A 25444-nucleotide genomic window follows, 5' to 3' on the forward strand; every position below is an offset into this window, starting at 1 on the left:
AACTATAATTGCGATAGAATGAACAAAGTTATTAATTATTCAATGTATGCGAATTTGCCATACAGACAGGAGGATGTCATGGATTTAAAGGGACGCGACTTTTTAACACTCAAGGATTATACACCTGAGGAGATTTTATATTTGATAGACTTAGCAGCAGAGCTTAAGGATAAGAAGAAAAAGGGCATTGTAGAACAGCCACTTATCGGAAAGAATGTTGCACTTATATTCGAGAAGACAAGTACAAGAACACGCTGCTCATTTGAGGTAGCAGCCCATGACCTTGGTATGGGTGTCACATATCTTGACCCAACAGGTTCACAGATTGGCAAGAAGGAGAGCATTGCCGATACTGCAAGAGTTCTCTGTACAATGTTTGAGGGAATCGAATACAGAGGATTCGGTCAGGAGATAGTTGAAGATCTTGCAAAATATTCAAGTGTGCCTGTATGGAACGGACTTACTAACGAATACCATCCAACACAGATGCTTGCAGATATGCTTACAATCAAGGAAAAGCTTGGCAGATTAAAGGGCGTTAAGTTCGTATACATGGGTGATGCAAGATACAACATGGGTAATTCACTTATGATTGTCTGTGCTAAGTTAGGACTTCATTATACAGCCTGCACAGCTAAGGAATATTTCCCAGACAAGGAACTCGTTGCACAGTGTGAGGAATGGGCAAAGATAAGCGGTGGTTCTGTAACACTTACAGAAGATGTTGAGGCAGGAACTAAGGATGCAGACGTATTATACACAGATGTATGGGTATCAATGGGTGAGCCTGATGAAGTATGGGCAGAGAGAATCAAGGCACTTCTTCCATATCAGGTTAACAAGGCAGTTATGGACAATGCTTCTAAGGATGCAATATTTATGCACTGTCTTCCTGCATTCCATGACCTTAAGACTAAGATTGGTAAAGAAATTCATGACAAATTCGGTCTTGATGAGATGGAAGTTACAGATGAAGTATTTGAGTCAGAGCAGTCAGTTGTATTCGATGAGGCTGAGAACAGAATGCATACAATCAAGGCTGTGATGGCAGCTACACTTGGAGCTTATAAGTAAATTGGACGTTAGAGTGGTGTGTGTCATGCCGGAAGTCCAAAATCGGGAAGCCAACATGCGGAATTGGACGTTAGAGCAGTGGAAAGGTATGTGAAAGTCCAAAAGTGACGAGAAAGAATGACAGATTGGACTTTAAAACAGCGGGTAGACACGAGGAAGTCCAAAATCGGGACGACACAGCATGAAATTGTAATTCATCAGATATTTATTATGGAGGCGTTATGTATTATACAACGAGTGGCGCGTATAGAAAGAGCAAGATGCTCATAGACTATGCCAATATAGCACTCACATTTGCAATAGGAATTGTATTTATTATCATATTGTTTCTAAGAAGCGGAAGCGGCATATTGTTTGCAGTTGAATTCTTCCTTGGAGCACTGGTAAACGGTCTTACGGCTGCGAAAAATTTCATGAGCGACAGAACGGTGTCAGGCGTTATTCTTACAGTTGTTACGTTAGGACTTCTACTTATGGCAGTAATAGCATGGCGGGTAATGGTATGAAGACTAAGATTTTAAATGTTTTGAGAAAATCAGATGGATATGTGTCAGGACAGGCACTGTGCAATATGTTGGGGGTTTCAAGAACGGCTGTCTGGAAGGTGATAAACCAGTTAAAAGAAGAAGGCTATGTTATAGAGGCAGTCCAGAATAAGGGATATCATATAACAAAGTATCCTGATATTCTTACATCAGGCGAGATAATGAGTCAGCTTACCTGTGTGGATACAGGCAGTACAACCGGAATTATCCGCGAAGTAGTGTATTATGACGAGACAGATTCTACTAACAACGAAGCTAAGAGAGCGGCAGAGAGAGATAATGCAGCGGATGGAACACTTTATATAACAGAGAGCCAGACAGGTGGTCGGGGCAGACGCGGCAGGAATTGGGTTTCTCCTGCAGGAAGTGGGATATGGATGTCACTTCTTTTGAGACCGGATATTGCACCAGTCAATGCATCAATGCTTACAATAGTGGCAGCCATGGCTGTGCAGGAGGCAATCCACAAGGTTCTTACAGAGGACGGACATGACGCAGAGTGCTGTATAAAGTGGCCTAATGATATAGTTCTTAATAAGAAGAAAGTATGTGGAATATTAACAGAGATGAGTGCTGAGATGGATTACATACATTATGTGGTTATCGGAATGGGAATTAATGTCAATACGACAGAATTTGATGATTCAATCAAGGCAACAGCTTCTTCGCTGTATCTTGAGACTGGCGACCATCTGAAAAGAAGCCGTATAGTAGCCGCATTTTCAGAGAGCTTTGCAAAGTACTATGATACATTTGTTAAGACACAGAATCTGGCTGGGCTTAAAGAAGACTATAATTCAATGCTTGTCAATAAGGGCGGCGACGTCAAGGCAATATATGCTGACAAGGAAATTGTTGGAAAAGCACTTGGAATCAATGATGAGGGCGAGCTTATCATTAAGACAGACGAGGGCGAGAAGATTATCAGAACCGGAGAGGTTTCTGTGAGAGGATTATATGGATATGTTTGATGAAAATGTAGTTTTATGTGTATCTAATTCTTATGAGAAGAAATACTATTTTAACCCTGATTTCGACAAGCTTCCGGATGATGTAAAGAACGAGTTAAAGATTATGTGCGTTCTTTTCACAGAGGAAGTAGGCGGAATACTTGATATGGAATTCGATGAGGAGGGCAATCTTTTGTTCAAATCATCAGCAGACGAGGGCGATTTACTGTATGACGAGATAGCATGCGGTATGCTAGTCAAGAAGTATCAGTATGAGAAGAGAGAACTTCTTGAATCACTTGAGATGTTCTTCAAGGTATTCTTCTTAGGCATGGAGTAATTATGAGAATTGGAAATGTTGAGATAAAGAACAATATTGCATTGGCACCGATGGCAGGAGTAACAGACCTGCCATTTCGACTTTTATGCAAGGAGCAGGGCTGTGGGCTTATGTGTACAGAGATGGTCAGCGCCAAAGCAGTGCTGTATAACAATAAGAATACAGAAGACCTGATGAAGACGGTGCCGGGGGAGCGTCCGCTTGCATTGCAGCTTTTCGGTTCAGACCCTGATATCATGCTGATATAGCGAAGAGACTTTCTGAAAGAGAGTTTGATATAATTGATGTCAATATGGGATGTCCTGTGCCAAAGGTAGTCAATAACGGCGAAGGCTCGGCACTTATGAAGGACCCTGTGCTTGTCGGAAGAATAGTCGAGAAGATGGCTGATGCACTTGATAAGCCACTTACAATCAAGATAAGGGCAGGATTTGATGAGAATAGTATAAATGCGCCTGAGATAGCACATGTTATTGAGGAGTCAGGCGGGGCTGCCGTTGCAGTCCATGCAAGAACAAGGCAGCAGTATTATTCAGGACATGCAGACTGGGATATAATAAGACAGGTCAAAGAAGCAGTATCAATTCCTGTTATTGGTAATGGCGATATTAAAAGCGGCGAAGATGCTGTTAATATGATGAAACAGACAGGCTGTGACGGAATAATGATTGGAAGGGCAGCAAGAGGAAATCCATGGATATTCAGACAGGTTTCTGAATATATGAATAATGGGACAGTGATTGCACCGCCGTCTGTTGAAGAAGTGTGCCAGATGATTAAGAGACATGCCAAAGGACTGTGTGAGATAAAAGGCGAGTTTACAGGAATCCGCGAGATGAGGAAACATTTTGCATGGTATACAGCAGGAATCAAGCACGCAGCGGCATTAAGAAATGAAGCTAACCAGGTTACTAATCTGGAACAGTTTGATGCGCTGGTGGACAGGATACTGGAAGGGCTGCATTGACAGACAGGAACTGATAGTTTATAATATTGTGACGCTTGTGGGGTTTTATTCTCTAGTAGAGCAGAAGCATATTAGTGTAGCATATATATAGAAAGGTGATAAGAACATGGCAGAGAAACAGTTTCTTACTAAAAAGGGGTATGACGAAAGAGTAGCAAGACTTGAGGAGCTTAAGGTTGTCAGAAGAAAGGAAGTTGCCCAGAAGTTAAAGGAAGCAAGAGAGCAGGGCGATTTATCAGAGAACGCTGAGTACGATGCAGCTAAGGACGAGCAGAGAGATATCGAAACAGAAATTGCAGAACTTGAAGCAATTCTTGCTAACTGTGAGGTTATTCAGGATAACGATAAGAATAAAGATGTAGTTAAGATGGAGAGCGTTGTTGTACTTCACGACGTAGAATTTGATGAGGATATCGAGTACACAATCGTTGGTTCATCAGAGGCAGACAGCCTTAATAACAAGATTTCTAATGAGTCACCACTTGGTGCAGCTCTTATTGGAAAGAAGAAGGGTGATACTGTTAAGGTAGAAGCACCTGTTGGAGAGATTGAATATACAGTTGTATCTGTAAAGAACGACTAATTTCTGAGAGAACGACTAATAAAGATATATTTCAGTAACGTATAGAAAAGGAGATACTCATTCATGGGAGATAATAAATCTGCACAGCAGCCTGACGTTAACGAGCAGATTAAGGTTCGTATGGAAAAGTTAAAGAACCTCAGGACGCAGGAAAGGATCCATTCCAGATAACAAAGTATGATGTAACACATCACACAGATGAAATCAGAGCCATCTATGAAGCACATGAGAAGGAACTTCTTGGTGACAGACCAGCAGTTAATACTGAAGGTTTAGATGAGCAGCAGGCAAGAGAAGCAGTTACTGCTGATTACAATGAGAGAAGAGCTATTATGGATGCTTCTCCAATCAATGTAAGCTTTGCTGGACGTATGATGTTCAAGAGAGTAATGGGAAAGGCATCTTTCTGTAACATTGCTGATCTTAAGGGCAGAATGCAGGCATATATTTCAAGAGATGCAATTGGCGAAGAAGCATATGCAGACTTCAAGAAGTCTGATATCGGTGATATCTTCGGTATCAAAGGATTCATCTTCAGAACTAAGACAGGAGAGATTTCAGTTCACGCTGAGGAGATTACTCTTCTTTCTAAGAGTTTACAGGTACTTCCAGAAAAGTTCCACGGAATCACAGATACTGATATGAGATACCGTCAGAGATATGTTGATTTAATAATGAATCCTGAGGTTAAGGAAACATTTGTAAAGAGATCTAAGATTATCAAGGAAATCAGAAAGTTCCTTGATGGCAGAGATTTCATGGAAGTTGAGACACCAACACTTGTATCTAATGCAGGTGGTGCTGCCGCAAGACCATTTGAGACTCATTACAATGCACTTGATGAAGACGTTAAACTTCGTATTTCATTAGAACTTTATCTTAAGAGACTTATCGTTGGTGGTCTTGAAAGAGTTTATGAAATCGGACGAGTATACCGTAACGAGGGTGTTGATACAAGACACAACCCTGAGTTCACGCTTATGGAGCTTTACCAGGCATACACAGATTACGAAGGAATGATGGAACTTACTGAGAGTATGTTCAGACATCTTGCTGAGACTGTATGCGGTACAACTAAGATTACTTACAACGGCACTGAGATTGACCTTGGAAAGCCATTCAGAAGACTTACTATGAATGACGCAATTAAGGAATACGCCGGTGTTGATTTTGATACAATTAAGACTGACGAAGAAGCTAAGGCTCTTGCTAAGGAGAGAGGAATTGAGTTCGAGGAGCGTCACACTAAGGGCGACATCATCAACCTCTTCTTTGAGGAGTACTGCGAGGAGAAGTTAATCCAGCCTACATTCATCATGGATCATCCTCTTGCAATATCTCCACTTACTAAGAAGAAGCCATCTGATCCAGAGAAGGTTGAACGTTTCGAGCTTTTCATTAACACATGGGAAATGTGTAATGCGTACTCAGAGCTTAACGACCCAATCGACCAGAGAGAGCGTTTCGCACAGCAGGATAAGAACGCAGAGAACGGCGACGAGGAAGCACAGCACACAGATGAGGACTTCCTTAACGCACTTGCAGTAGGTATGCCACCAACAGGCGGTATCGGTTACGGTATTGACAGACTTGTTATGCTGCTTACAGATTCACCTGCGATTAGGGATGTATTATTGTTCCCGACAATGAAGTCCTTAGATGGTGTAAATAAGAAAAATGATGTAAATAATACAGCTTCTGAAGCACCTGAAAAAAATGTAAAAACTGAGTCTGAAAAGATTGATTTTTCTAAGGTAAAGGTAGAGCCTTTATTTGAGGAAATGGTAGACTTTGATACATTCAGCAAGTCAGATTTCCGTGCAGTAAAGGTTAAAGAGTGTGTTGCAGTACCGAAGTCAAAGAAACTGTTACAGTTTACTCTTGATGACGGAACAGGCACAGACAGAACCATTTTAAGCGGTATTCATAGCTTTTATGAGCCGGAAGAACTGGTTGGAAAGACTCTTATTGCTATCACAAATCTTCCACCGAGAGCGATGATGGGCATTGACTCTTGCGGTATGCTCCTCAGTGCTATTCATGAAGAAGAAGGCGAAGAAAAGCTTCATCTTCTGATGGTAGATGACCACATTCCGGCAGGTGCAAAGCTCTATTAAGATGATGTAAAGATGTACCGTTTTACAAAATAGACGGGACGTACTTCATTTGATAAAAAACTAAAAAAACAGCGATTTACATCAAACTTACATCAATTGATGCAGAAATCGGTGCAAGCAAGAAAAAATCGCATAATTGGCAGAATGAATGGGCAGTCCTGAAATCGGGATTGCCCATTTTTAGAAGAAAGACGAAAAACTCTTGACCTGCACGCAGCGTATACGCTTATACTATCAACATAAATCATAAGGAGGTGCATCGGATGTTATTAAATGAAATTATAAATGAGGTTGGAATGACAAAGCGTGCAGTTAAGTATTATGAAGAAAAAGGATTGCTGTCAGTGGATAAAGATAACAATGGTTATCGTAACTATACTGCACAAGATGTTGAAACTTTAAAAAAGATTTCAGTATATAGAAAACTCGGTATTAGTATTAAAGACATACAGAGCCTTTTGGAAACTGGCGACAAAAGTATTCTTCTTCGTATTTATCAAGAAAAAGTGCAGGAAAAAGTTTTAAAAGACTCAGAACTTGAAGCTTTGAAGCAATTTATAGATGATGGTGACGCAGACAAAGCAAATGAGGCACTTGATTATCAAACCGTTGAAAATGCAATTGAGTCTTTGCTACCGGGAAGAGATTATTTTAAAAGTCATTTCAAACCATTTCTTAATGTAAGGTTGAAGACTCTGGAACAGAAGCAGGCACTACAGAATATATTAGAATATTGTGATGAAACGACATTGAAAGTTCCTTTTATTATGGGAATAGGTGCGAAGATGATAGGTGGGATTGCACAAGAAACTAGAACCGCAGATGAGATGATAGCCTATTATCGTGATATGAGTGAAAGTGAATATGAAAGACTAAAAGAAAAAGTATGGATAGGTGCTAAAATGAAAAACGGTATAATGAAATACCATCCAGCATTTATTGCACAGAGAAAAATGCAGAAAGAGTTACAAAATAAAGGATATAACGATATATTCATTCCTAATTTAATTGTTCTGTCTCCAACGTATGCAGAATATAAGAAAGCGTTAGATAATGTGAACGATAGAATGTGTAGAGAACTTGGACTGTATTATGATAGCAATTATAACTTAGTTATTAAAAAAGATAATTCTAAGTAAAAGTTAAACTACCCTTTGGGAGAGGAAAAATCCTTTTCTCAAAGGGCTTTTTCTATTTATACGGATATTCGCAAACTACAAGATAAAGCCAAAACTTCATATACTCTAAGCACAAGGAGGTTGAGGTTTGGCTACACTGACGTACAGACACCGGTATGAAGTGATTGCAGTATTTAAGACAGTTAGTATGGCGACAAGCTTATTTCTCTTTCTACTTGTGAATATTCAAGAAACAATGGCAGGCTTGTTGTTGTCGCTAAGAAGATATCTGAGTAATGCAGGTAAAATTAACATTAAAAACACTTTTCTGACAAGTTTGTATGGTGGAAAGTGTACTTTCTTGGACGTATAATATTAGTAGACGAGGAGGTGATGTATGTGTTGGCAGATAACCTGATATTTTTTCGTAATATCAAAGGACTGACGCAAGAACAGGTCGCAGAAGTGATAGGAATTTCCAGACAGTCCTATTCTAAATGGGAACAGAGAGAAACTTATCCTGATATTGATAAGTGTGACAAGCTGGCAAAATACTATGGTGTTACGATAGATTCACTTGTTCATCAGGACAATAAAGTTGGTGATATAAAGATTGCTCCTGCCCCGATAGGTAAGCATTTATGGGGGACAGTCACTATCGGTAGCAAAGGTCAGATTATAATACCGAAAGCGGCAAGGGAAACATTTGAACTAAATGAAGGCGACAGATTAGTTGTTCTCGGAGATGATGCAGAAGGCATTGCTCTTGTTAAGGCAGATGTCTTTGAACAGCGAGTGTAAGACAGTTATATTTAAGTATTAAGCAGTTACAATTCAATAAAGAAATTATGAGACAGTCTTACGAAATCAAACGTAAGGCTGTTATTTTTTTCGAGAAAGGGAGCGAACTGAATTGAACAAAGAGTTAAAAGTTATAGGCGAATGACGTTCAGTAAACGTCGGTTTTGAGCCGACCGAAGCGGAGCGGAGACACGCGGTCTGCGAAGCAGGAAGCCCATTGGCTTTAGACAATGGGTAGTTCACCGGTACTACAAAGTAAGAAAAGCGCTTGACTCTACATCTGTTGTAGATGTTATAATACGGGTAATTTAACAAAAAGGAGGATTAGGCAATATGGAAAAGAACCTTACGACCGGTAGTGTGTTCAAAAATGTTGTATTATTCTCATTGCCGTATCTGCTCTCGTATTTTCTTCAAACGCTCTATGGCATGGCTGACCTATTTATCATCGGACAGTTCGAGGGTGTAGCCAGTACTACCGCTGTTTCTATCGGCTCACAAGTGATGCACATGCTTACGGTTATGATTGTAGGGTTATCGATGGGAACAACCGTCAGCGTCGGTCAGGCAGTGGGAGCAGGAAAGAGAAAACAGGCAGCGCATAACATCGGGAATACGGTAATATTGTTTCTGGTGGTTTCCATTGCACTTACGGCCATCCTGTTATCCCTTGTTCATCCCATTGTCGTTGCCATGTCTACGCCAGCGGATGCGGTGAGCGGTACGGTCACCTATTTGACCATTTGCTTTATCGGGATTCCGTTTATTACATCCTACAACATCATCAGTTCTATTTTTCGAGGGTTGGGCGACAGCAAAAGCCCGATGTGCTTTATTGCCACAGCCTGTGCTGCCAACATCGCTTTAGACTATCTTTTTATGGGTGTGCTGCACCTTGGGTCTGCGGGCGCAGCCTTGGTACAACTTTCTCTCAGGCAATTAGTGTAGTTGTTTCCCTTACCGTTATTTTGAAACGCAGGAGCATCGTTCTGAAAAAAAGCGACTTCAAGCCTTGCCGTGCGGTCATGGAAAAAATTTTGGGGATCGGCATCCCAATTGCGTTTCAGGACGGCCTGATTCAAGTCGCTTTTATTATTATCACGATTATTGCCAATCAGCGTGGACTGAATGACGCAGCGGCGGTCGGGATTGTGGAGAAAGTGATCAGTTTCCTCTTTTTGGTCCCCTCCTCTATGCTGTCTACCGTTTCTGCCTTGGGAGCGCAAAATATCGGTGCGGGCAAACCGGAGCGGGCCATTCAAACGCTGCGTTATGCGGTGATGCTCGCCGCAGGCTTTGGCGTGCTTGTTTCTATCGCGATCCAGTTTACAGCGGAAGGCATCGTTTCGCTGTTCACCGATCCCGGCACTGTGGACGGAGCGGCGGTGGTCCGTTTAGGCGGCCAGTATCTGCGTGGTTATATTTTTGACTGTATTTTTGCTGGCATTCATTTTAGTTTTAGCGGCTTTTTTTGCGCATGCAGGAAATCCGGCCTGTCGTTTTTACACAATATTCTCGCTATTGTATTGATGCGTGTGCCTGGCGTTTATGTTACTTCAAAATTATTCCCGGCAACGCTTTTCCCGATGGGACTGGCTACTGCGGCAGGCTCACTGATATCGGTCGTGATCTGCCTAATCGCCTTTGGAGTCATGCGGCGCAAATCAACACTTGTTCTGGTGGAGGAGTAAAATATGGATCGGAAAAATCTCTTCTCAATAGGTGAAGTGTCAAAATTGTTTCATATTAGTGTTAGTAGTTTGCGGCACTATGAAAAGCTCCTTGACTACATCACAAAAAAACAGATACAGATTGTTGGTTTTTCGCGAGAAATCACGCTCATAGACTATGGCCACAATTCTGTGATGATTGATGCTTGACAGTCTCCTTCGGGTTCGCTATAATAACAAACGTAAAATTTTAGTGGACTTTTCCGGATTCGGTCATCTTTTTGCCACACAGCTATCTTGTGATAGTTGTGTGGCTTTTTTTGCTGCCTGTATCTCGGAAGTATTAGCAGAATGGAGAACTATATCTGTATGGAAAATAATTTTTTGTCTCTTATCAAGATGCGCCGTAGTGTACGGGCTTATAAATCGGAACCTGTCCCCTCCAAGGCTTTGGACGCTGTACTGGAAGCCGGTCAGCCTGCAGCACGCAAACAAAACTATATTGTTCGGACAATTTGTGGAGGAGAGGGAAAGTATGCAAACCAATAACAAAATGGCGGTTGCGCCCGTTGGAAAACTTATCTGGCAAATGTCGATACCGCCGCTGATTTCCATGTTTCTGCAATATTCCTATAATCTGATAGATAGCGCGTTTGTAGCGCGGCTGAGTGAAAATGCTTTGACGGCTGTTTCCCTGTCGTTTCCCATTACAACTTTGATGAATGCGGCATCTATCTGGATTGGCGTTGGCGTGAATGTACTGATTGCAGGGTATCTTGGACAGAGAAAGCAGAATGAGGCAAATACTACCGTCACACATGGATTGCTACTGACCTTTGGAATTGGTGCTTTGCTCAATCTTCTGTCATTGCTGATTATGAAACCCTACTTTGGGGCATTCACCAATAACGAAGAAATTTATCAGTTGAGTATTGCCTATATGAGCGTATGTTCGTTCATGCAAATTCCCAACATGGTGCATATCGCAATCCAGAAGATGATACAGGCTACTGGGAACATGGTTGCTCCTATGTGGTTCCAGATTGCAGGAGTGGTCGTTAATTTTGTATTTGACCCACTACTAATTTTTGGTATTGGTGTTTTTCCAGCTATGGGAATCCGTGGCGCTGCGGTGGCTACTGTTGCGGGCTATTTGTTATCCATGATTTTGGCATTTGCCTTGCTGTTGGGCAAAAAGCAAAAAGTGCGGATAAAGATCAAAGAATTTCATATACAAAAGTGGATGATTGCCCGTATATTCACCCTTGGCTTACCATCTTTCATTATGAATGCCCTCAGTTCGTTTATGGTGACATTCGTCAATCTGTTTCTGGTGGCGTATTCCGATACGGCGATTGCATTCTTTGGTGCGTATTTTAAGGTGCAGCAGCTGATCGTTATGACAGTAAACGGCTTGATTCAGGGCTGTTTGCCTATTATGCGGTTTAACTACAGTGCGGGAAACAGAGATAGGCTGCACTCCGCTTTCCGATACGGAACCGCTTTGGTCTCCGGTATGATGATACTGGGAACATTGACCGTCAACTTCTTTCCGGCACAGCTTTTGGAATTATTTACAGCGTCTCAAGCCATGCGCTCCTTTGGAATATCCGCTATGCGAATTATGGCGGCAAGCTATCTGTTTTGCGGTCTCTCTACCATGATTTCCACCTATTTTCAGGCGACAGAAAAGTAGGTTCCAGCATAGCAATTCAATTATGCAGACAACTGCTTTTCCTTGTTCCTGCCTTATGGTGTCTGGACAAATTATTCCAGCTGAATGGAATCTGGCTTGCATTTCCTGTTGCGGAAACCGCCACTATGCTCATTGCGCTCGTAATAATGGCATGGCATCGCCACAAAAATATCTTATAACATGTTCCAAGGAGGAGAAATGATGAACGATACTTTTATGAAAGAAAAACCGGTATTGCCGTTGATTTTATCCATGAGCCTGCCTATGGTTTTATCCATGCTGGTTAATTCTCTATACAACATTATCGACAGCTTTTTCGTCGCGCAGATAAGCGAGGAAGCTATGACGGCATTATCACTGGTTTACCCGGTTCAAAATTTTATCAATGCTGTCGGAATTGGATTTGGGGTTGGAATCAACGCAGTGATCGCCTTCTATCTAGGCGCTGGAGATAACAAAAAAGCAGATCAAGCTGCCACGCAGGGACTTGTGCTTGCCATGATTCACGGCATTGTTATGACAGTCTGCTGTATTACAATGATGCCGGCTTTTTTAGGAATGTTTACTTCATCCAAGACAGTGATTGAACTTGGCGTCCACTATTCTGTTATTGCGTTCGCTTTTACATTGGTTATCATTGTTGGTGTTACATTCGAGAAACTATTCCAAGCTGTAGGAAACATGAAAACAACCATGATCAGCTTGATGTGTGGGTGTATAACAAACATTGTCTTAGACCCCATTCTGATTTTTGGCTATGGTCCATTCCCTGAAATGGGAATCGAAGGCGCTGCGCTGGCAACCGGCATCGGGCAGGCCTTGACGCTTGCGATTTATCTGGTCGTTTATTTTGTGCGGCCAATTCGCGTGCATATCCGCAGGCAGTACATTTTGCTCAGCAAAAAGATGGTAATAAAGCTGTACTCCATCGGCATTCCTGCAACCTTGAATCTTGCGCTCCCATCTCTTTTGATTTCGGCGCTTAATGCTATTTTGGCGGTATATTCCGAAGTGTATATTCTGGTTTTGGGAATCTATTATAAATTGCAGACATTCATCTATCTTCCGGCTAATGGCATTGTTCAGGGGATGCGCCCATTGATCGGCTATAACTACGGTGCGGGGGAGAACAAAAGAGTCAGCCAGATTTATAAAATCGTCTTGTGCATGAGCGGTATCATTATGGTGCTTGGGACAGTAATATGTCTGCTAATCCCCGGCCAGCTTATTGGGCTGTTTACCCACACAGAAGCGACAATCCAGATCGGGAAAACAGCCCTGCGTATCATCGGCGCCGGTTTTATCGTCTCGGCGGTTTCCGTTACATCTTCCGGCGCACTGGAGGGACTTGGAAAAGGCATTCCTTCATTACTGATTTCACTTTGCCGGTATGTTGTGGTTATCATTCCAACTGCATTTTTACTCAGCAGGCTTTTCGGAGCGGTTGGCGTCTGGAATGCGTTTTGGATCACGGAAGCGATTACAGCAATCATTTCTATTTGTGTTTACTACAAGGCAATAGCAAAAAGCCAGCTGAGCCAGTCAACAGTAAAATGAACGTTGCTTTGCGCCGCCGTTGACAGCCCCGTCTGCCTTTGCAGATAGGCAATCAAGGGGATGTCGCACTAAGAAATTAGTGCGGTGCCCCTTTTTCTCCTAAGAATGATTCTGTGCGGTTACTCAGTCAGTTTGTAGAGGAGATGGATTTGACTGATTTATATTCTACTTATGATAGAATAAATTCTTTATCGCCAAGAACACTTTTGAAGATTGTTTTATACTCTTACATGAATGGTGATTATTCATCCCGTTCTATGGAATTAAACTGCAAAAGAGATATCAATTTCATGTTTCTTTTAGAAGGGCATTCTGCACCTGACCATGCAACACTTGCACGATTCAGAAGCATTCATTTTGCCCCTTGTTCTAAGCGTATTCTCGCAGAAGTTTCAAATATTTTTTTTGATTTAGGTGAAATATCTGGTGAAACTATCTTTATTGATGGTACCAAGATTGAGGCAAATGCCAATAAATATACCTTCGTATGGAAAAAAGCCGTTACAAAATTTGGAACGAATCATATCTGATGAAGGGGTATTGTATCGGGTGAACCGGAGTATTCAGGCTGAAGGCTCGTTTGGAGACATTTATTTCCTTTAAAAAGTGCCTGAATTTAGAAATATCAAAATAAAAATTTTAAAACCTATATAGGTTTATTAAAGTACGCCAATTTTGGAACATCCCATTTATTTTAATAAATAGTAGCTTAAAAATCGTATTTTTATAGGAAAAAGAGGCACCAAGAACAAGCTGGCAAATCAGATGGATAACTTATCTGTATCGGACGAGTATTATGACAAGAAGTTAAAAAAGGTAATCTTAGTGCTGTTGAAAATAAGCCGGATGATCAAGAGTAAATGTACGTTCAGATTTGCTGTTAAGCCATCAATTATCATAGAAGATCTGAATTTACAGAAAAAATTTCACACCGTCGAAAAATCACCATAGTTCTAATGAATCTTCTGCATCTACCCACATCTGCATATTCCCGTCCAAATATAATCGTACATATTCAAGTGGTTCATCAATAGCAAGTGTGTTTAATGCACAATCTGATCTGGGTGTGGTTCTCAAATTCTTTTCTGCTTCCCAGCAGTCAATGCGAAGCATATAGTCTGCACTGGTATAAACATCAATGCTGTTTCGTCCGGGATTATATTCTGCAAATATTGTTCTCATCGTATCTTATCTCCTTATCGTTCAATCAATTATTTGCTACAAAAATCAGAAGCATTTCAATCAGTTCACCATGTCACTTCTATTTTGTGTTATACTGTTTTATATAATTTTTTTGGTCTCCGCTGCCGCTTCGGTCGGCACAGAGCAGAGGTCCACCGGACCTCTTGTGCCCTTGTATTTTCCCTTATCAGAGTTCGTAAACACTGGTGGGACGATATAACACAAGGAAAACAATAAGGGAAAGCTCACCTGCGACAAATCCAGTGTTATCAATGTTTTGCGGAGAATTTAATAACAAAATATAACAGTTATTAAATTTCTTAAAACAGGTGAAATCTCAATCGGGATTTGCACAATTCTTGAACTCAACACAAACTGCCATCAGTGTTGTTCCGTTGCCCGTTCTTTGCTGGTAGAATAAAACCATCAAATGAAGGAGGCAACAAGCCATGAATACAGATAAAATCTATGCAGAACAACTCGCAAACGAATATGCACTCAAGGACACCTCCAAGGTGATTGCTCTTCGCAAGCTGGATGCAAAAGCCAAGCTTCCCGCAACCGTTTTTACCTATACCTTCGGCATTATCACTGCGCTGGTAGCCGGTGTTGGAATGTGCCTTTCCATGAAGGTCATCGGCAGCGGTAGCACCACTATGTTTGTCCTCGGCGTGATTGTCGGCATTATTGGGCTACTGGGCATGGGCGTTAATTACCCCATCTACAAAAAATTGCTGGCACAGGGCAAGCATAAATACGCTTTTGAAATCATGGAACTGGCAAAAGAAATCAGCGAGATGTAAACAACAACACGAAAGAAGGTGAGAACGATTGAATAGATCGGAAAGCAGATATTTTGCTACCGCAGCCAGAATGGACGAAGCCTTTCTGACTCTTCTGGCAAAAAAGGATTTTGAGTATATTACAATCAAAGAAATCTGTGAAGTAGCAGGGGTCAATCGTTCCACCTTCTATCTGCATTATGAAACGATGTCAGACCTGCTCTCGGAGAGTGTCGGTCGTATGAACGAGCAATTTCTTGCTTCTATGGAGAAAGATTCGGATGCCTTTTCTACAAAGCTGCGGAATTGCCCGAGGGATGAATTATATCTAATTACGCCGGATTATTTAACACCTTACCTCAGCTACATTAAGAATAACAAGCAACTGTTCCGCATAGCAACAGAAAATGCGGCGGTGTTGGGGATGGATAAAAGCTATGATAGGATGTTCCGTCATGTGTTTACGCCGATTCTCGACCGCTACGGTGTACTACAGCAAGATCGACCTTATATCATGGCCTTTTATATTCGGGGACTGATGGCAATTATCTCAGAATGGCTCAAGAACGACTGCACCGATTCCATTACGTATGTTACAGGTGTGATTCAGCAGTGTGTAAAAATGCCACAAAGCGAAACAACGAACGCTGTTTGACAACTTCCAGTTTGCCAACTTGCCCTTTGAGAGAGGAGAAATCCTTTTCTCAAAGGGGTTTTTCTATTTATACGGATATTCGCAAACTACAAGATAAAGCCAAAACTTCATATACTCTAAGCACAAGGAGGTTGCAAGTTATGGGATGCAGGAGAAAAGGGACTTACATTATCTGCTTTTGAATGGGAGAAGGAAATCCTATAAGGTTATATAGTTTGGATGAAATAACGGAGATATTCGGTAAGTTAGGACTTCGTATTTGTAACAGCTTTGCTGATTTTAGTGGAAAGCCGAGTTCTGATAATGATATTCAATTGATGGTTTATTCTATACGGGAATAAATCTTCATCAAATCTTTATTTTTTTCTGTTAGGTTATATTTCAGTAAGAAATGAAATATAGAAGGAAGGATAGTAAAGATGGAAATGATGTTACAGACACAAAATCTATGTAAATATTTTAGAAAACAGAAAGCGGTAAATAATGTTTCGCTTAATATCGAAAAGGGACAGATTTATGGACTGCTTGGACCGAATGGCGCTGGTAAATCTACCACATTGAAAATGTTAACTGGTATGATGAAACCAACTGCAGGAAAGATTTACTTTGATGGAAAACTTTTGGATAGGAAAGATTTATCAAAAATAGGAGCGTTAATTGAAAATCCGCCTATTTATGAAAATCTTTCCGCCAGAGAGAATTTGAAAGTAAGACAATTATTGCTTGGTACAGATGAAAACAGAATTGATGAGGTCTTGCAGATTGTATCACTTACAAATACCGGAAAGAAGAAAGCTGGGCAGTTCTCTTTGGGAATGAAACAAAGACTAGGAATTGCAATGGCATTGCTTGGAGAACCGGAACTCTTGATATTGGATGAACCTACGAATGGATTAGATCCAATAGGCATCGAGGAATTACGAGAGCTGATCCGGTCTTTTCCGGAACATGGAATCACGGTAATTCTCTCCAGTCATATTCTCTCAGAGGTACAGTTACTTGCAGATAAAGTCGGGATTATTTCAGGTGGAATCTTAGGATACGAAGGAGCATTGAATCAGGGACAGAATCTTGAAGAACTGTTTATGGACGTAGTAAGGAAAAACCAGAAAGCAGGTGAAATCCATGGTTAATATTATAAAAGCAGAACATCAAAAAGCCAAAAGAACCATGCGAAAAAAGTTTATCTGGGGATTTCCTCTTCTTACATTTGTCATGGCATTTATATTTACTCTTGGGATGACAAATGCTTATGCAGAAAGTGTTTGGAACTGGTGGTATACACTTTTGCTGCCGGGGATGATTGCTCTATTTTGTTATCTTTCTGTGGCGCAGGAGAAAAAGATAAAATACTATCATTTAATGACTATTCCCACAGACAGAAGAAAATTGTTGCTGGGGAAAATTATTTATATTGGGTACATGATTTTGTTTTCTAATGTGATTGTGTTTGCAGGAGCAACGCTTGGAGGCTTTCTTCTAACGACACATGTTCCAGTTGGAGGAGCGTTGATTGCAGTATTGTTTCTAACGGTTTCTGAGTTATGGGAGATTCCGGTAGCTTTATTTTTAAGTGAACGATTTGGAATGATTGTAAACCTGTTCGTCTGCCTATTTATTACCGTCAGCGGTGTGGTAATATCACAAACCAGAATCTGGTATGTACTTGTTTCTGCAATCCCTATGCGAATGATGTGCCCGTTGCTTCATGTTTTACCAAATGGACTTGCCGCAGAAGCAGGGAATCCTCTTTTGGATACGGGAGTCATTGTTTCGGGAATGTGTCTCTCAATCATCTGGTTTGTTTTTTTAACGGTTCTGTTTTTGAAATGGTTTGAGAGAAGAGAGGTGAAATAAGATGATTGGAAGATCTCTTAATGCAGACTTGCGAAAGATGAAAGGAACATCTGTGATTCTGGCACACTTACTGATTCCGATTATAACCAGCGTTATATTTTTAATATATTACTTTTTTTCACCATGGAATGAAAATATGAAAGTGATTGCATTTTATCAGGCAATAGGAGCAGGACTTCCGGTACTTATTGGAATTTTTACAGCAAGTGTGATGGAACAGGAACAAAATGCAGGTGATTTTCAAAATCTGTTGTCTTTACCGGATAAACCTGCAGCATTTTTATCGAAACTGTTGATGCTACTGGTTTTGTGTCTGTGCTCTATCCTATTGACAGCAATCATATTCGGAATTGGATTTGGAAGAATCGCATCAAGCGATATCGAAATCATGAAAGGATGTATATTTGCAGCATTGCTGCTGTGGGGAAGCAGTGTTCCACTTTATCTGTGGCAGCTGATTCTGGCTTTTCAGTTTGGAAAAGGGGTATCCATTGGAGCAGGGATTATATCAGGACTAATTAGTGCATTGATGCTTACCGGACTTGGAGATTATGTGTGGAAATATGTATTTGTCTGCTGGACGGGTAGAGTACCATATACTTATCTGCAATCTGTATTGGGAGAAACTAGTGTAGGTGAATGGTTGTCATTCATACCAGGTTGCTTAATATTTACAGGGATTAGTATGGTATACTATTTTTGGTGGGTAAACCACTGGGAAGGAAACAGAATATCGGAATAGAATCGAGGGAAACTATGGCAAAAATACTGGCAGTTGATGATGAACCGGCAATTTTGGAAATGATAGAAAGCATTTTGAATAAGGATGGACATCTGGTTACCAAAGTAAGTAATCCACTAAAAATTAATATGGAAGAATTACATCGTTATGACCTGATTTTACTGGACATTATGATGCCTGGAATTGATGGCTTCGAATTATGCAAAAGAATCAGGGCACTTGTGGATTGTCCGATTTTGTTTCTTACGGCAAAAACGGAGGAAAACAGTCTGGTAAACGGACTTTCTTTAGGAGCAGATGATTATATTTCAAAGCCATTTGGAGTGATGGAACTTCGGGCAAGGATCAACGCGCATCTACGGAGAGAGCACAGGGAACATTCTGTCCGGATGGTTTTAGGGAGAGTCTGCATTCAGATGTCTCAAAAGAAACTGTTGATGGATGATAAAGAACTTCCGTTTACGAAAGCAGAGTACGAAATCTGTGAATTTCTGGCTAAAAACAGAGGACAGGTTTTCTCGAAGGAACAGATATTGGAAGCGGTCTTTGGCTTTGACAATGAGAGTAATGACAGTACTATAATCACGCATATCAAAAATATAAGAGCAAAATTTGCGGATTATGATTATATGCCGATAAAAACAGTCTGGGGGATTGGATATAAATGGGAAGAGTAAAGAGAAGCAATGCACTCAGCAGGATTTTTATGAGATATGTACTGGTCATGCTTGGATCATTAGTTGGTTTGGTGATTGTTGCTTATCTGCTGCTGTACCTTTTGATTAGTGTGGGCTGTATTTATCCGGCAAATTATGCAGAGCAAAAGATTAATGAAGCATATGATACGATTCTACGTGCAGATAAAGTGACTGCTGAGATGATTCCCGCACTTTGTGATTATGTAATCTTTTCAGAGAATGGAGAGAAAATAGGTGGAGATCTGTCAGAACAATACGAACAGATAGCATGGAATGTTGCAAAGTACGGAAACGCATCCGGGAAATATTTTTATAAAGTAATTGTAAGGGAAAATGAATATGTTGTATTGCAATATCGCCTGACACCTCAATATCATTCAGCTTTTTTGAGGGAGCATTTTATAGGACCACAGAATGTGATGATTATTATGTCTGTGATTGGAGCGGTAGCGATTATCATCATTCCGTCCATACGTTTTGGAAAAAGAATCAAAAAGCAGATGCAGCCTGTATTAGACGCAATCGGACAAATAAAGGATCAAAATCTGGAATATGAGACATCCTGTTCCGGTATCAAAGAGTTTGATGACTGTTTATCGGCAATCGATGATATGCGAGATGCATTGCGAGAATCTTTAGAAAAGCAGTGGAAAACAGAGCAGGAAAAGAAACAGCAGATGTCTGCTTTGGCGCATGATATTAAAACACCTCTTACGATTGTACGGGGAAATGCAGAACTACTTTCAGAGACTGAACTGACCACAGAACAGAAGAAAAATATCACTTATGTTTTGAACGGCACAACACAGATACAAAGTTATGTAAAACAGTTGATAGATGTCACAAAATCATGGAATTGCAGTGATGTTACCTATACAACGGTGAGGTTAGAAGATTTTTTCGCAGATATAAAGGAACAGGCACTCGGACTGGTAGAAATCTATCACCAGAAGATAGATTGGAAGGCGGAACAAAGTGATAAAAAGGTAACGATTGCTTATGATCCAATGTTCCGAGCCGTAATGAATGTTATTCAGAATGCAGTGGAGCATATAAAAGAAAATGGAATCATTTATATTGACGCAAAGGAGCAGGATGGCCGGCTGACATTCATTGTGGAGGATAGCGGATCAGGATTTACAAAAGAAGCATTATTGCATGGCACAGAGCAGTTTTTTATGGATGACACAAGTAGAAATGGCGAAGCCCATTATGGGATGGGACTATTTTTTGCAAAAACTGTGGCTGAAAATTATGGTGGAGGTATTAAACTTTCAAATTCTGAAAATACAGGTGGGGCGAGGGTAGAAATATTTTTCCTGAGTAGTCAAGAAACAAGCTAAATAGACCGCAATTAAGCTATGTAAAAGAAATTTTACATGCTTTTATCTAATATGTAAAAGCCTTTTGATAGACATTACTACTACGTTTGCTGTAATCTCATGGAAGAAGGAGGCATATTTCAAGTAAACTACTTTGCCGCCATGCACTTCATATATTAAATTATTTCTGATTAAAAACAAGCGCCATATACGTTACATACAAAATTTATGTGTCAGATTTGTCAAAAGTTTTTCTGTAAATTAAATAATTTGTGACACACTTTTACCTTGAATTTATCTTTCAATAAATATATTCTATAGATAAATTATTAAATGAATTTTATATAACTGCACTTTAATTTTTATTTTATATGCAATATTTTTTCTGAGGTGATAAGATTATGCTTTTTAAAAACCCTGTTATTCCGGGATACAATCCCGACCCAAGCATCTGCCGCGTTGGCGATGATTTTTATCTTGTTAATTCTACATTTGAATTCTTCCCCGGTGTACCAATATATCACAGCCGCAATCTTGTAAACTGGGAACTTACCGGATACTGCCTTAACAGACGTTCGCAGCTTGAACTTGAAGGCTGCCGAAATTCCGGTGGTATATATGCACCTACAATAAGGCACCACAAAGGAATGTTTTATATGATAACAACTAATGTTACCGATAAAGGAAACTTTGTTGTCCATACAGACAATATAAACAAAGAATGGTCCGACCCTGCATGGATTGACCAAGGTGGTATAGACCCATCACTTTTCTGGGATGATGATGACTGCTGTTATTACTGTTCAACCGGTAATCTTGACGGTGTAAGAGGTATTGTTGCATTTAAAATTAATCCAATGACAGGCGAAATTCTTTCCGACAAACACCTTATAAGCACTGGCTGCGGCGGTCAATGTGCAGAAGGTCCACATATCTACAAAAAAGACGGCTGGTATTACCTGATGATTGCGGAAGGCGGAACAGAATATGCTCACCGCGAAACAATACAGCGTTCAAAAAATGTATTCGGTCCTTATACACCATGTCCACACAATCCTATTATTTCTCATAAAGAGTATAAAAAATCCGAAATTCAGGCTACGGGACATGCTGACCTTGTTGAAGATGCAAACGGAAACTGGTGGCTTGTATTCCTCGGAATAAGACGCTTCAGCCATGCACTTCTTCACAATCTCGGTCGTGAAACCTTTCTTGCACCTGTCACATGGAATGAAGACGGATGGCCTGTTGTCGGATACAACGGAAATGGGACTATTGAACTTGTAATGGATGCACCTCTTCCGGGCATGAACGAGCCAGAGACAATTGCTAATACAATAACAGACGATGCAACAGGCAGGCCATTTTTACATGCAGACCATAGCGTCAATATTGACTTCCACCGCGATGCCATTGACAAACGCCTGCAGTTCACAAGAAATCCTGATATGTCTCATTATATTTATGACAGTAAAAACGGATGTCTCACGCTTAGAGGTACTGATATCACATTGAATGAACCAGGTAAATCCCCGACTGTTCTTTCATTTAAGCAGCCGGAATTTACAACATCACTTAAAGCTGTATTAAAAATAAAAGACAGTACAGCAAAACGATTTGGTGTTGCTGCCTATTATAACAACGATTATCACTATGAAATATATGTTGGCAGCGATGAAAGCGGAAAATATGTCGGATTTTATAAACATATACACGACATGGGAGCAGAACTTGCACATATTCCTATATCTAAAGAAGATGAAAATCTCAATCTTCTTGTAAAAATAGATACTGACCGTGAAAAATATACTTTTTCTTATGCCCTTGCTGATACAACGAATCTTGATGCAAAAATTGCCTGCCATGAAATCGGTTCAGGACTTAATGCCGGACTCAGCACGGAGGGTACACGTACAATGACTTTTACAGGAACATTATTTTCACTTTTTGCCGAAAACGGTAACGGTACATTTGAAACCGGTGTTGCACTCACCATAAACCCTGATGTTGATTACAAACTGTAATCCGCTAAACATATTGAATTACTTCCGCCGCAGACATTAAATGTGTCTGCGGTGTCTTATCCTACCTAAAAAATTGGTCTTTTATTCATCCGTTTCAATGTCAGTATGTATCTTTTTTATCTGTTCATACCAGTCTTGTACTTATCCTTCATTTTTTCTGATGAAATATCTACATTCAACTTCACATTAGAAAATGGAAGCAACACAACCAGCGTATACACTACAGCTGCTTTTATAACTATATAAAGTCCGCCGCATATAAATCTTGCTTTGGGATTAGCCAGATTAAATGAATAATTACCATCAAACATACGATTCTTCACAAGAATATGATTATCATTCGGATTATAATAATATCCTGTTTTCCAATATTCATCATCGTCTACATAAACCGGTTTCATATCTGACGACAGGAGTTCTTTTTTCTTTTTTATCAGAATCAGGTACGCTACCACAAGAAATATTGTTGAAAATGTCTGAATAGTTATATACAGCATCATCGACATAAAAGATACTTCTCTGTTTATCATATACAATATTGTAAATAACAGAAATGCTGCGGCATTGCACATGCTTAATGATTGAAAGAAGCAGTAAGATATCGCATAGGCACAGAAATTATGATATACTGTGTCTATGTGAATTAAAGAAATTTACAAATCGGTATTTTTAAAAGCGGAGTACGACAGAGATATGCGACTTCTACAGCAAATGATGGTAACTATAGGGATTGCCAATATTTCTGACTATTGCGTTTATTATCTTGCGGGCAGTTCTAATATAGTTATCAAAGTTTTGGTATTTCTGAGCGGATCATGGCTCTTTTTAGGAAATGTAATGATTGGATATATATGGGCTAAATTCATAATGGTACATATGAATATACCATTTTCTGATATATGTAGAAAAATTTATCGAACAATTGGACTTATTTCTATTGTACTGTTAGTAATCAATCAAGTATTCGATTTTAATTCTTATATCGAATGTTAAAAAAATATTCGATTGATTTATTGTGGAATTGCGATTCTTTTAAAGGTGAATCGCTAATTCTGATAAAAGCAGATGACCATGACGATTTTCAAAATTTTTTCCAGCAACAGCTGATTGTAGAACAGGGGAGTTATAATAAAATAGGTGAAATCTCATAAGGCGAAAGGAAGGTTTCTATGACAGTAAAAGAAAAAGCAGAACTGATTGCAAAAGATATAAAGAAAGAACGGGGAACAAATCCGGTTGTCATTTTTAAGCGGATTGCAGAGAAGGAATATGTCAGTATTCATGGACCGGAACACCATATATTAGATGGTGCAAGTTTGCTTGTAGCCTACAAAAACGCAGGTGGAGAGATAGACTTAGAACAGGCGTTGGACAGGCTGATGGCAGAGGCATTAGGATGCCCGGGGCAATGTGCGGTTTATGGGGAATATGCGGAGCAATCACATCTATAGGTGCTGCACTAGCAATCATCGACGGAACAGGTCCGCTTTCAACGGATGGAACATGGGGAAATCATATGCAGTTTACCTCGAAAGCAATTGGAGAATTAGGAACCATAAACGGACCAAGATGCTGCAAGAGAGATGCAATGATAGCATTTAAGAATGGTATAGATTATGTAAATGCTCATTATGGAGTAACATTGCAATACGAACAAATGCAATGCGGATTCACAGATTTTAATGAGCAATGTATAAAGGAGAGGTGTCCATTTTATGAGTAAGATAAAAGTAGCTTTTATTTGTGTCCATAATTCCTGCCGAAGTCAGATTGCTGAGGCTTTTGGAAGACATCTGGCATCAGATGTGTTTCAAAGTTATTCGGCGGGGACAGAAACAAAACCACAGATTAATCAGGATGCTGTCCGTATTATGAAGGAATTATATAATATAGATATGGAAGCAGAAGGACAGTTCAGTAAGCTGGTTAGTGATATTCCAGATCCGGATATTGCAATATCAATGGGATGTAATGTAGGGTGTCCATTTATAGGCAGACCATTTGATGATAATTGGGAACTTGAAGATCCAACCGGGAAAAGCGATGAGGAATTTAAGATAGTCATTGAAAAAATCAGAAAAGATATTTTGAAATTAAAAAATGGATTGGATAAGAGGTAGAGAGCATCAGATTCCAGATTGTCCGTTTCACAAACAACTTAAGTTATACAGGAGATACAGCGGTGACTCTGTACATCCAGCAGTATATAAATAACAAGGCAATGTAATCGCCCCAAAACACCCCGCACAGCCACATCTCCCCCTCCATCCCCACAAGAAAGTCGACCTTACCCCCGTAATAAAAAGAACAATCCATTACAAAAAAGAACCCTGCCTGATACATAAGAAAGCTCCAATGTCATTGCAAAAGAGAAAAGCCCATGGAAAACTAATGCAGATAAATCACATAGCTAATATAGATATGAAACAGCTGCGACAAGAAACACTGCTAAGAAAATATGTATGTCATATATGCTTAAGACCAATGCACCTGATAAAAGAACAGTTATGCAAAATAACGACAGGCAAAACACAGAAATGTACATATGTGAAAACTGCACAAAAAAAAAAAAAAAACTTGTTCACTTGTTGCAAATTGCACAATAACCAATTGACTGTAAATGTTTAAAATAGTAATATATCCATGAGTGTTGAGGCACCGCAAATGTAATGAAACTTCAACATTCTACTTCAATGATAAAATAATTTTAGGAGGGAAATTATGAAAAAAAGAATATTCGCAGGAGCGCTTGCTTCTTCTGATG

Annotated in this window: 28 protein-coding genes and 3 pseudogenes; 29 read left to right on the forward strand and 2 right to left on the reverse strand. The window is 40.0% G+C overall.

Annotated elements, in window-relative coordinates; genetic code table 11:
• Window positions 1-78: 78 nt before the first annotated feature.
• From argF to DW963_RS10125, 18 genes and pseudogenes are all read left to right on the forward strand, one after another.
• Window positions 79-1074 carry an ornithine carbamoyltransferase gene (gene argF / locus DW963_RS10045; RefSeq protein WP_117915520.1) on the forward strand — a complete coding sequence of 332 codons (996 nt, stop codon included), beginning with the start codon at window positions 79-81 and terminating at the stop codon, window positions 1072-1074.
• A 221-nt stretch (window positions 1075-1295) separates the two neighbouring features.
• Window positions 1296-1580, forward strand: a complete 285-nt coding sequence (locus DW963_RS10050; protein WP_117915521.1) for a hypothetical protein — start codon at window positions 1296-1298, stop codon at window positions 1578-1580.
• Window positions 1577-2590, forward strand: a complete 1014-nt coding sequence (locus DW963_RS10055; RefSeq protein WP_117915523.1) for a biotin--[acetyl-CoA-carboxylase] ligase — start codon at window positions 1577-1579, stop codon at window positions 2588-2590. Before DW963_RS10050 ends, DW963_RS10055 begins: the two co-directional genes overlap by 4 nt.
• On the forward strand, window positions 2577-2909 hold the full coding sequence (locus DW963_RS10060) for a DUF6145 family protein (RefSeq protein WP_012739898.1): 333 nt from the start codon (window positions 2577-2579) through the stop codon (window positions 2907-2909). The genes DW963_RS10055 and DW963_RS10060 overlap by 14 nt, the downstream gene beginning before the upstream one ends.
• Window positions 2910-2911: 2 nt before the next feature.
• A pseudogene (gene dusB, locus DW963_RS10065) lies at window positions 2912-3876 on the forward strand (tRNA dihydrouridine synthase DusB).
• Between the two features lie 106 nt (window positions 3877-3982).
• Window positions 3983-4459: a transcription elongation factor GreA gene (gene greA, locus DW963_RS10070; RefSeq protein ID WP_022097996.1), complete on the forward strand. Its 477-nt coding sequence runs from the start codon at window positions 3983-3985 to the stop codon at window positions 4457-4459.
• 329 nt (window positions 4460-4788) lie between these two features.
• Window positions 4789-6576, forward strand: coding sequence for a lysine--tRNA ligase (gene lysS, locus DW963_RS10075; RefSeq protein WP_353652814.1), 1788 nt, complete (start codon window positions 4789-4791; stop codon window positions 6574-6576).
• A gap of 263 nt (window positions 6577-6839) precedes the next feature.
• The gene (locus tag DW963_RS10080) at window positions 6840-7715 is read left to right on the forward strand and encodes a MerR family transcriptional regulator (RefSeq protein WP_117915525.1); all 876 of its coding nucleotides are present in this window, start codon (window positions 6840-6842) and stop codon (window positions 7713-7715) included.
• 186 nt (window positions 7716-7901) lie between these two features.
• Window positions 7902-7991: pseudogene (locus DW963_RS13765) on the forward strand (class B sortase); the annotation flags it as partial.
• Window positions 7992-8093: 102 nt separating this feature from the next.
• A complete protein-coding gene (locus tag DW963_RS10090; RefSeq protein ID WP_199669381.1) occupies window positions 8094-8495 on the forward strand; it encodes a helix-turn-helix domain-containing protein in 402 nt (133 codons plus the stop codon).
• Between the two features lie 333 nt (window positions 8496-8828).
• Window positions 8829-9443 carry an MATE family efflux transporter gene (locus DW963_RS14040; protein WP_353652809.1) on the forward strand — a complete coding sequence of 205 codons (615 nt, stop codon included), beginning with the start codon at window positions 8829-8831 and terminating at the stop codon, window positions 9441-9443.
• Window positions 9444-9520: 77 nt separating this feature from the next.
• Window positions 9521-10186: an MATE family efflux transporter gene (locus DW963_RS14045; RefSeq protein ID WP_353652810.1), complete on the forward strand. Its 666-nt coding sequence runs from the start codon at window positions 9521-9523 to the stop codon at window positions 10184-10186.
• A 3-nt stretch (window positions 10187-10189) separates the two neighbouring features.
• Complete coding sequence (locus DW963_RS14050) at window positions 10190-10375, forward strand: MerR family DNA-binding transcriptional regulator (protein WP_117915529.1); 186 nt, start codon at window positions 10190-10192, stop codon at window positions 10373-10375.
• Between the two features lie 189 nt (window positions 10376-10564).
• A complete protein-coding gene (locus DW963_RS13770; RefSeq protein ID WP_286169304.1) occupies window positions 10565-10714 on the forward strand; it encodes a nitroreductase family protein in 150 nt (49 codons plus the stop codon).
• Window positions 10701-11861 carry an MATE family efflux transporter gene (locus DW963_RS10110; protein ID WP_353652811.1) on the forward strand — a complete coding sequence of 387 codons (1161 nt, stop codon included), beginning with the start codon at window positions 10701-10703 and terminating at the stop codon, window positions 11859-11861. The genes DW963_RS13770 and DW963_RS10110 overlap by 14 nt, the downstream gene beginning before the upstream one ends.
• Window positions 11862-12062: 201 nt before the next feature.
• On the forward strand, window positions 12063-13418 hold the full coding sequence (locus DW963_RS10115) for an MATE family efflux transporter (protein ID WP_117915531.1): 1356 nt from the start codon (window positions 12063-12065) through the stop codon (window positions 13416-13418).
• A gap of 98 nt (window positions 13419-13516) precedes the next feature.
• Window positions 13517-13927, forward strand: a pseudogene (locus DW963_RS10120) (transposase); the annotation flags it as partial.
• Window positions 13928-14183: 256 nt separating this feature from the next.
• Window positions 14184-14369, forward strand: coding sequence for a hypothetical protein (locus tag DW963_RS10125; protein WP_117915533.1), 186 nt, complete (start codon window positions 14184-14186; stop codon window positions 14367-14369).
• Here DW963_RS10125 and DW963_RS10130 read toward each other — a convergent pair.
• The gene (locus DW963_RS10130) at window positions 14361-14600 is read right to left on the reverse strand and encodes a DUF6061 family protein (RefSeq protein WP_117915535.1); all 240 of its coding nucleotides are present in this window, start codon (window positions 14598-14600) and stop codon (window positions 14361-14363) included. The two genes, DW963_RS10125 and DW963_RS10130, sit on opposite strands and share 9 nt — an antisense overlap.
• Before the next feature lie 449 nt (window positions 14601-15049).
• Between DW963_RS10130 and DW963_RS10140 the strand changes: the two genes are divergently transcribed.
• The 8 genes from DW963_RS10140 to DW963_RS10175 all read left to right on the forward strand — a co-directional run bounded on the left by DW963_RS10140 (window position 15050) and on the right by DW963_RS10175 (window position 22680).
• The gene (locus DW963_RS10140) at window positions 15050-15403 is read left to right on the forward strand and encodes a dihydropteridine reductase (protein ID WP_117915539.1); all 354 of its coding nucleotides are present in this window, start codon (window positions 15050-15052) and stop codon (window positions 15401-15403) included.
• Between the two features lie 28 nt (window positions 15404-15431).
• Complete coding sequence (locus tag DW963_RS10145; RefSeq protein WP_117915541.1) at window positions 15432-16037, forward strand: TetR/AcrR family transcriptional regulator; 606 nt, start codon at window positions 15432-15434, stop codon at window positions 16035-16037.
• Window positions 16038-16456: 419 nt separating this feature from the next.
• Window positions 16457-17170 carry a lantibiotic protection ABC transporter ATP-binding protein gene (locus DW963_RS10150; RefSeq protein ID WP_117915543.1) on the forward strand — a complete coding sequence of 238 codons (714 nt, stop codon included), beginning with the start codon at window positions 16457-16459 and terminating at the stop codon, window positions 17168-17170.
• Window positions 17163-17894, forward strand: coding sequence for a lantibiotic immunity ABC transporter MutE/EpiE family permease subunit (locus DW963_RS10155; RefSeq protein WP_117915545.1), 732 nt, complete (start codon window positions 17163-17165; stop codon window positions 17892-17894). The genes DW963_RS10150 and DW963_RS10155 overlap by 8 nt, the downstream gene beginning before the upstream one ends.
• Before the next feature lies 1 nt (window position 17895).
• On the forward strand, window positions 17896-18636 hold the full coding sequence (locus DW963_RS10160; RefSeq protein WP_005330844.1) for a lantibiotic immunity ABC transporter MutG family permease subunit: 741 nt from the start codon (window positions 17896-17898) through the stop codon (window positions 18634-18636).
• Between the two features lie 14 nt (window positions 18637-18650).
• On the forward strand, window positions 18651-19313 hold the full coding sequence (locus tag DW963_RS10165) for a response regulator transcription factor (RefSeq protein ID WP_015512795.1): 663 nt from the start codon (window positions 18651-18653) through the stop codon (window positions 19311-19313).
• Window positions 19301-20677, forward strand: coding sequence for a sensor histidine kinase (locus DW963_RS10170; RefSeq protein ID WP_117915547.1), 1377 nt, complete (start codon window positions 19301-19303; stop codon window positions 20675-20677). The genes DW963_RS10165 and DW963_RS10170 overlap by 13 nt, the downstream gene beginning before the upstream one ends.
• A 380-nt stretch (window positions 20678-21057) precedes the next feature.
• The gene (locus tag DW963_RS10175) at window positions 21058-22680 is read left to right on the forward strand and encodes a glycoside hydrolase family 43 protein (protein ID WP_012739883.1); all 1623 of its coding nucleotides are present in this window, start codon (window positions 21058-21060) and stop codon (window positions 22678-22680) included.
• Between the two features lie 116 nt (window positions 22681-22796).
• On the opposite strand, the gene DW963_RS10180 is transcribed toward DW963_RS10175, so the two are convergent.
• On the reverse strand, window positions 22797-23186 hold the full coding sequence (locus DW963_RS10180; RefSeq protein ID WP_117915550.1) for a hypothetical protein: 390 nt from the start codon (window positions 23184-23186) through the stop codon (window positions 22797-22799).
• Between the two features lie 663 nt (window positions 23187-23849).
• Between DW963_RS10180 and DW963_RS13775 the strand changes: the two genes are divergently transcribed.
• From DW963_RS13775 to DW963_RS10195, 3 genes are read left to right on the forward strand one after another with little or no spacing between them, the layout of a single operon-like run.
• Complete coding sequence (locus tag DW963_RS13775) at window positions 23850-24131, forward strand: DUF5714 domain-containing protein (RefSeq protein ID WP_286169303.1); 282 nt, start codon at window positions 23850-23852, stop codon at window positions 24129-24131.
• Complete coding sequence (locus DW963_RS13780; RefSeq protein ID WP_278320271.1) at window positions 24089-24403, forward strand: DUF5714 domain-containing protein; 315 nt, start codon at window positions 24089-24091, stop codon at window positions 24401-24403. The genes DW963_RS13775 and DW963_RS13780 overlap by 43 nt, the downstream gene beginning before the upstream one ends.
• The gene (locus DW963_RS10195) at window positions 24396-24800 is read left to right on the forward strand and encodes an arsenate reductase/protein-tyrosine-phosphatase family protein (RefSeq protein ID WP_117915554.1); all 405 of its coding nucleotides are present in this window, start codon (window positions 24396-24398) and stop codon (window positions 24798-24800) included. Before DW963_RS13780 ends, DW963_RS10195 begins: the two co-directional genes overlap by 8 nt.
• Window positions 24801-25444: the final 644 nt, after the last annotated feature.

It is taken from the genome of Eubacterium sp. AM46-8 (genome assembly GCF_003466705.1).
In the GTDB taxonomy this organism is placed as follows: Bacteria; Bacillota; Clostridia; order Lachnospirales; family Lachnospiraceae; genus Lachnospira.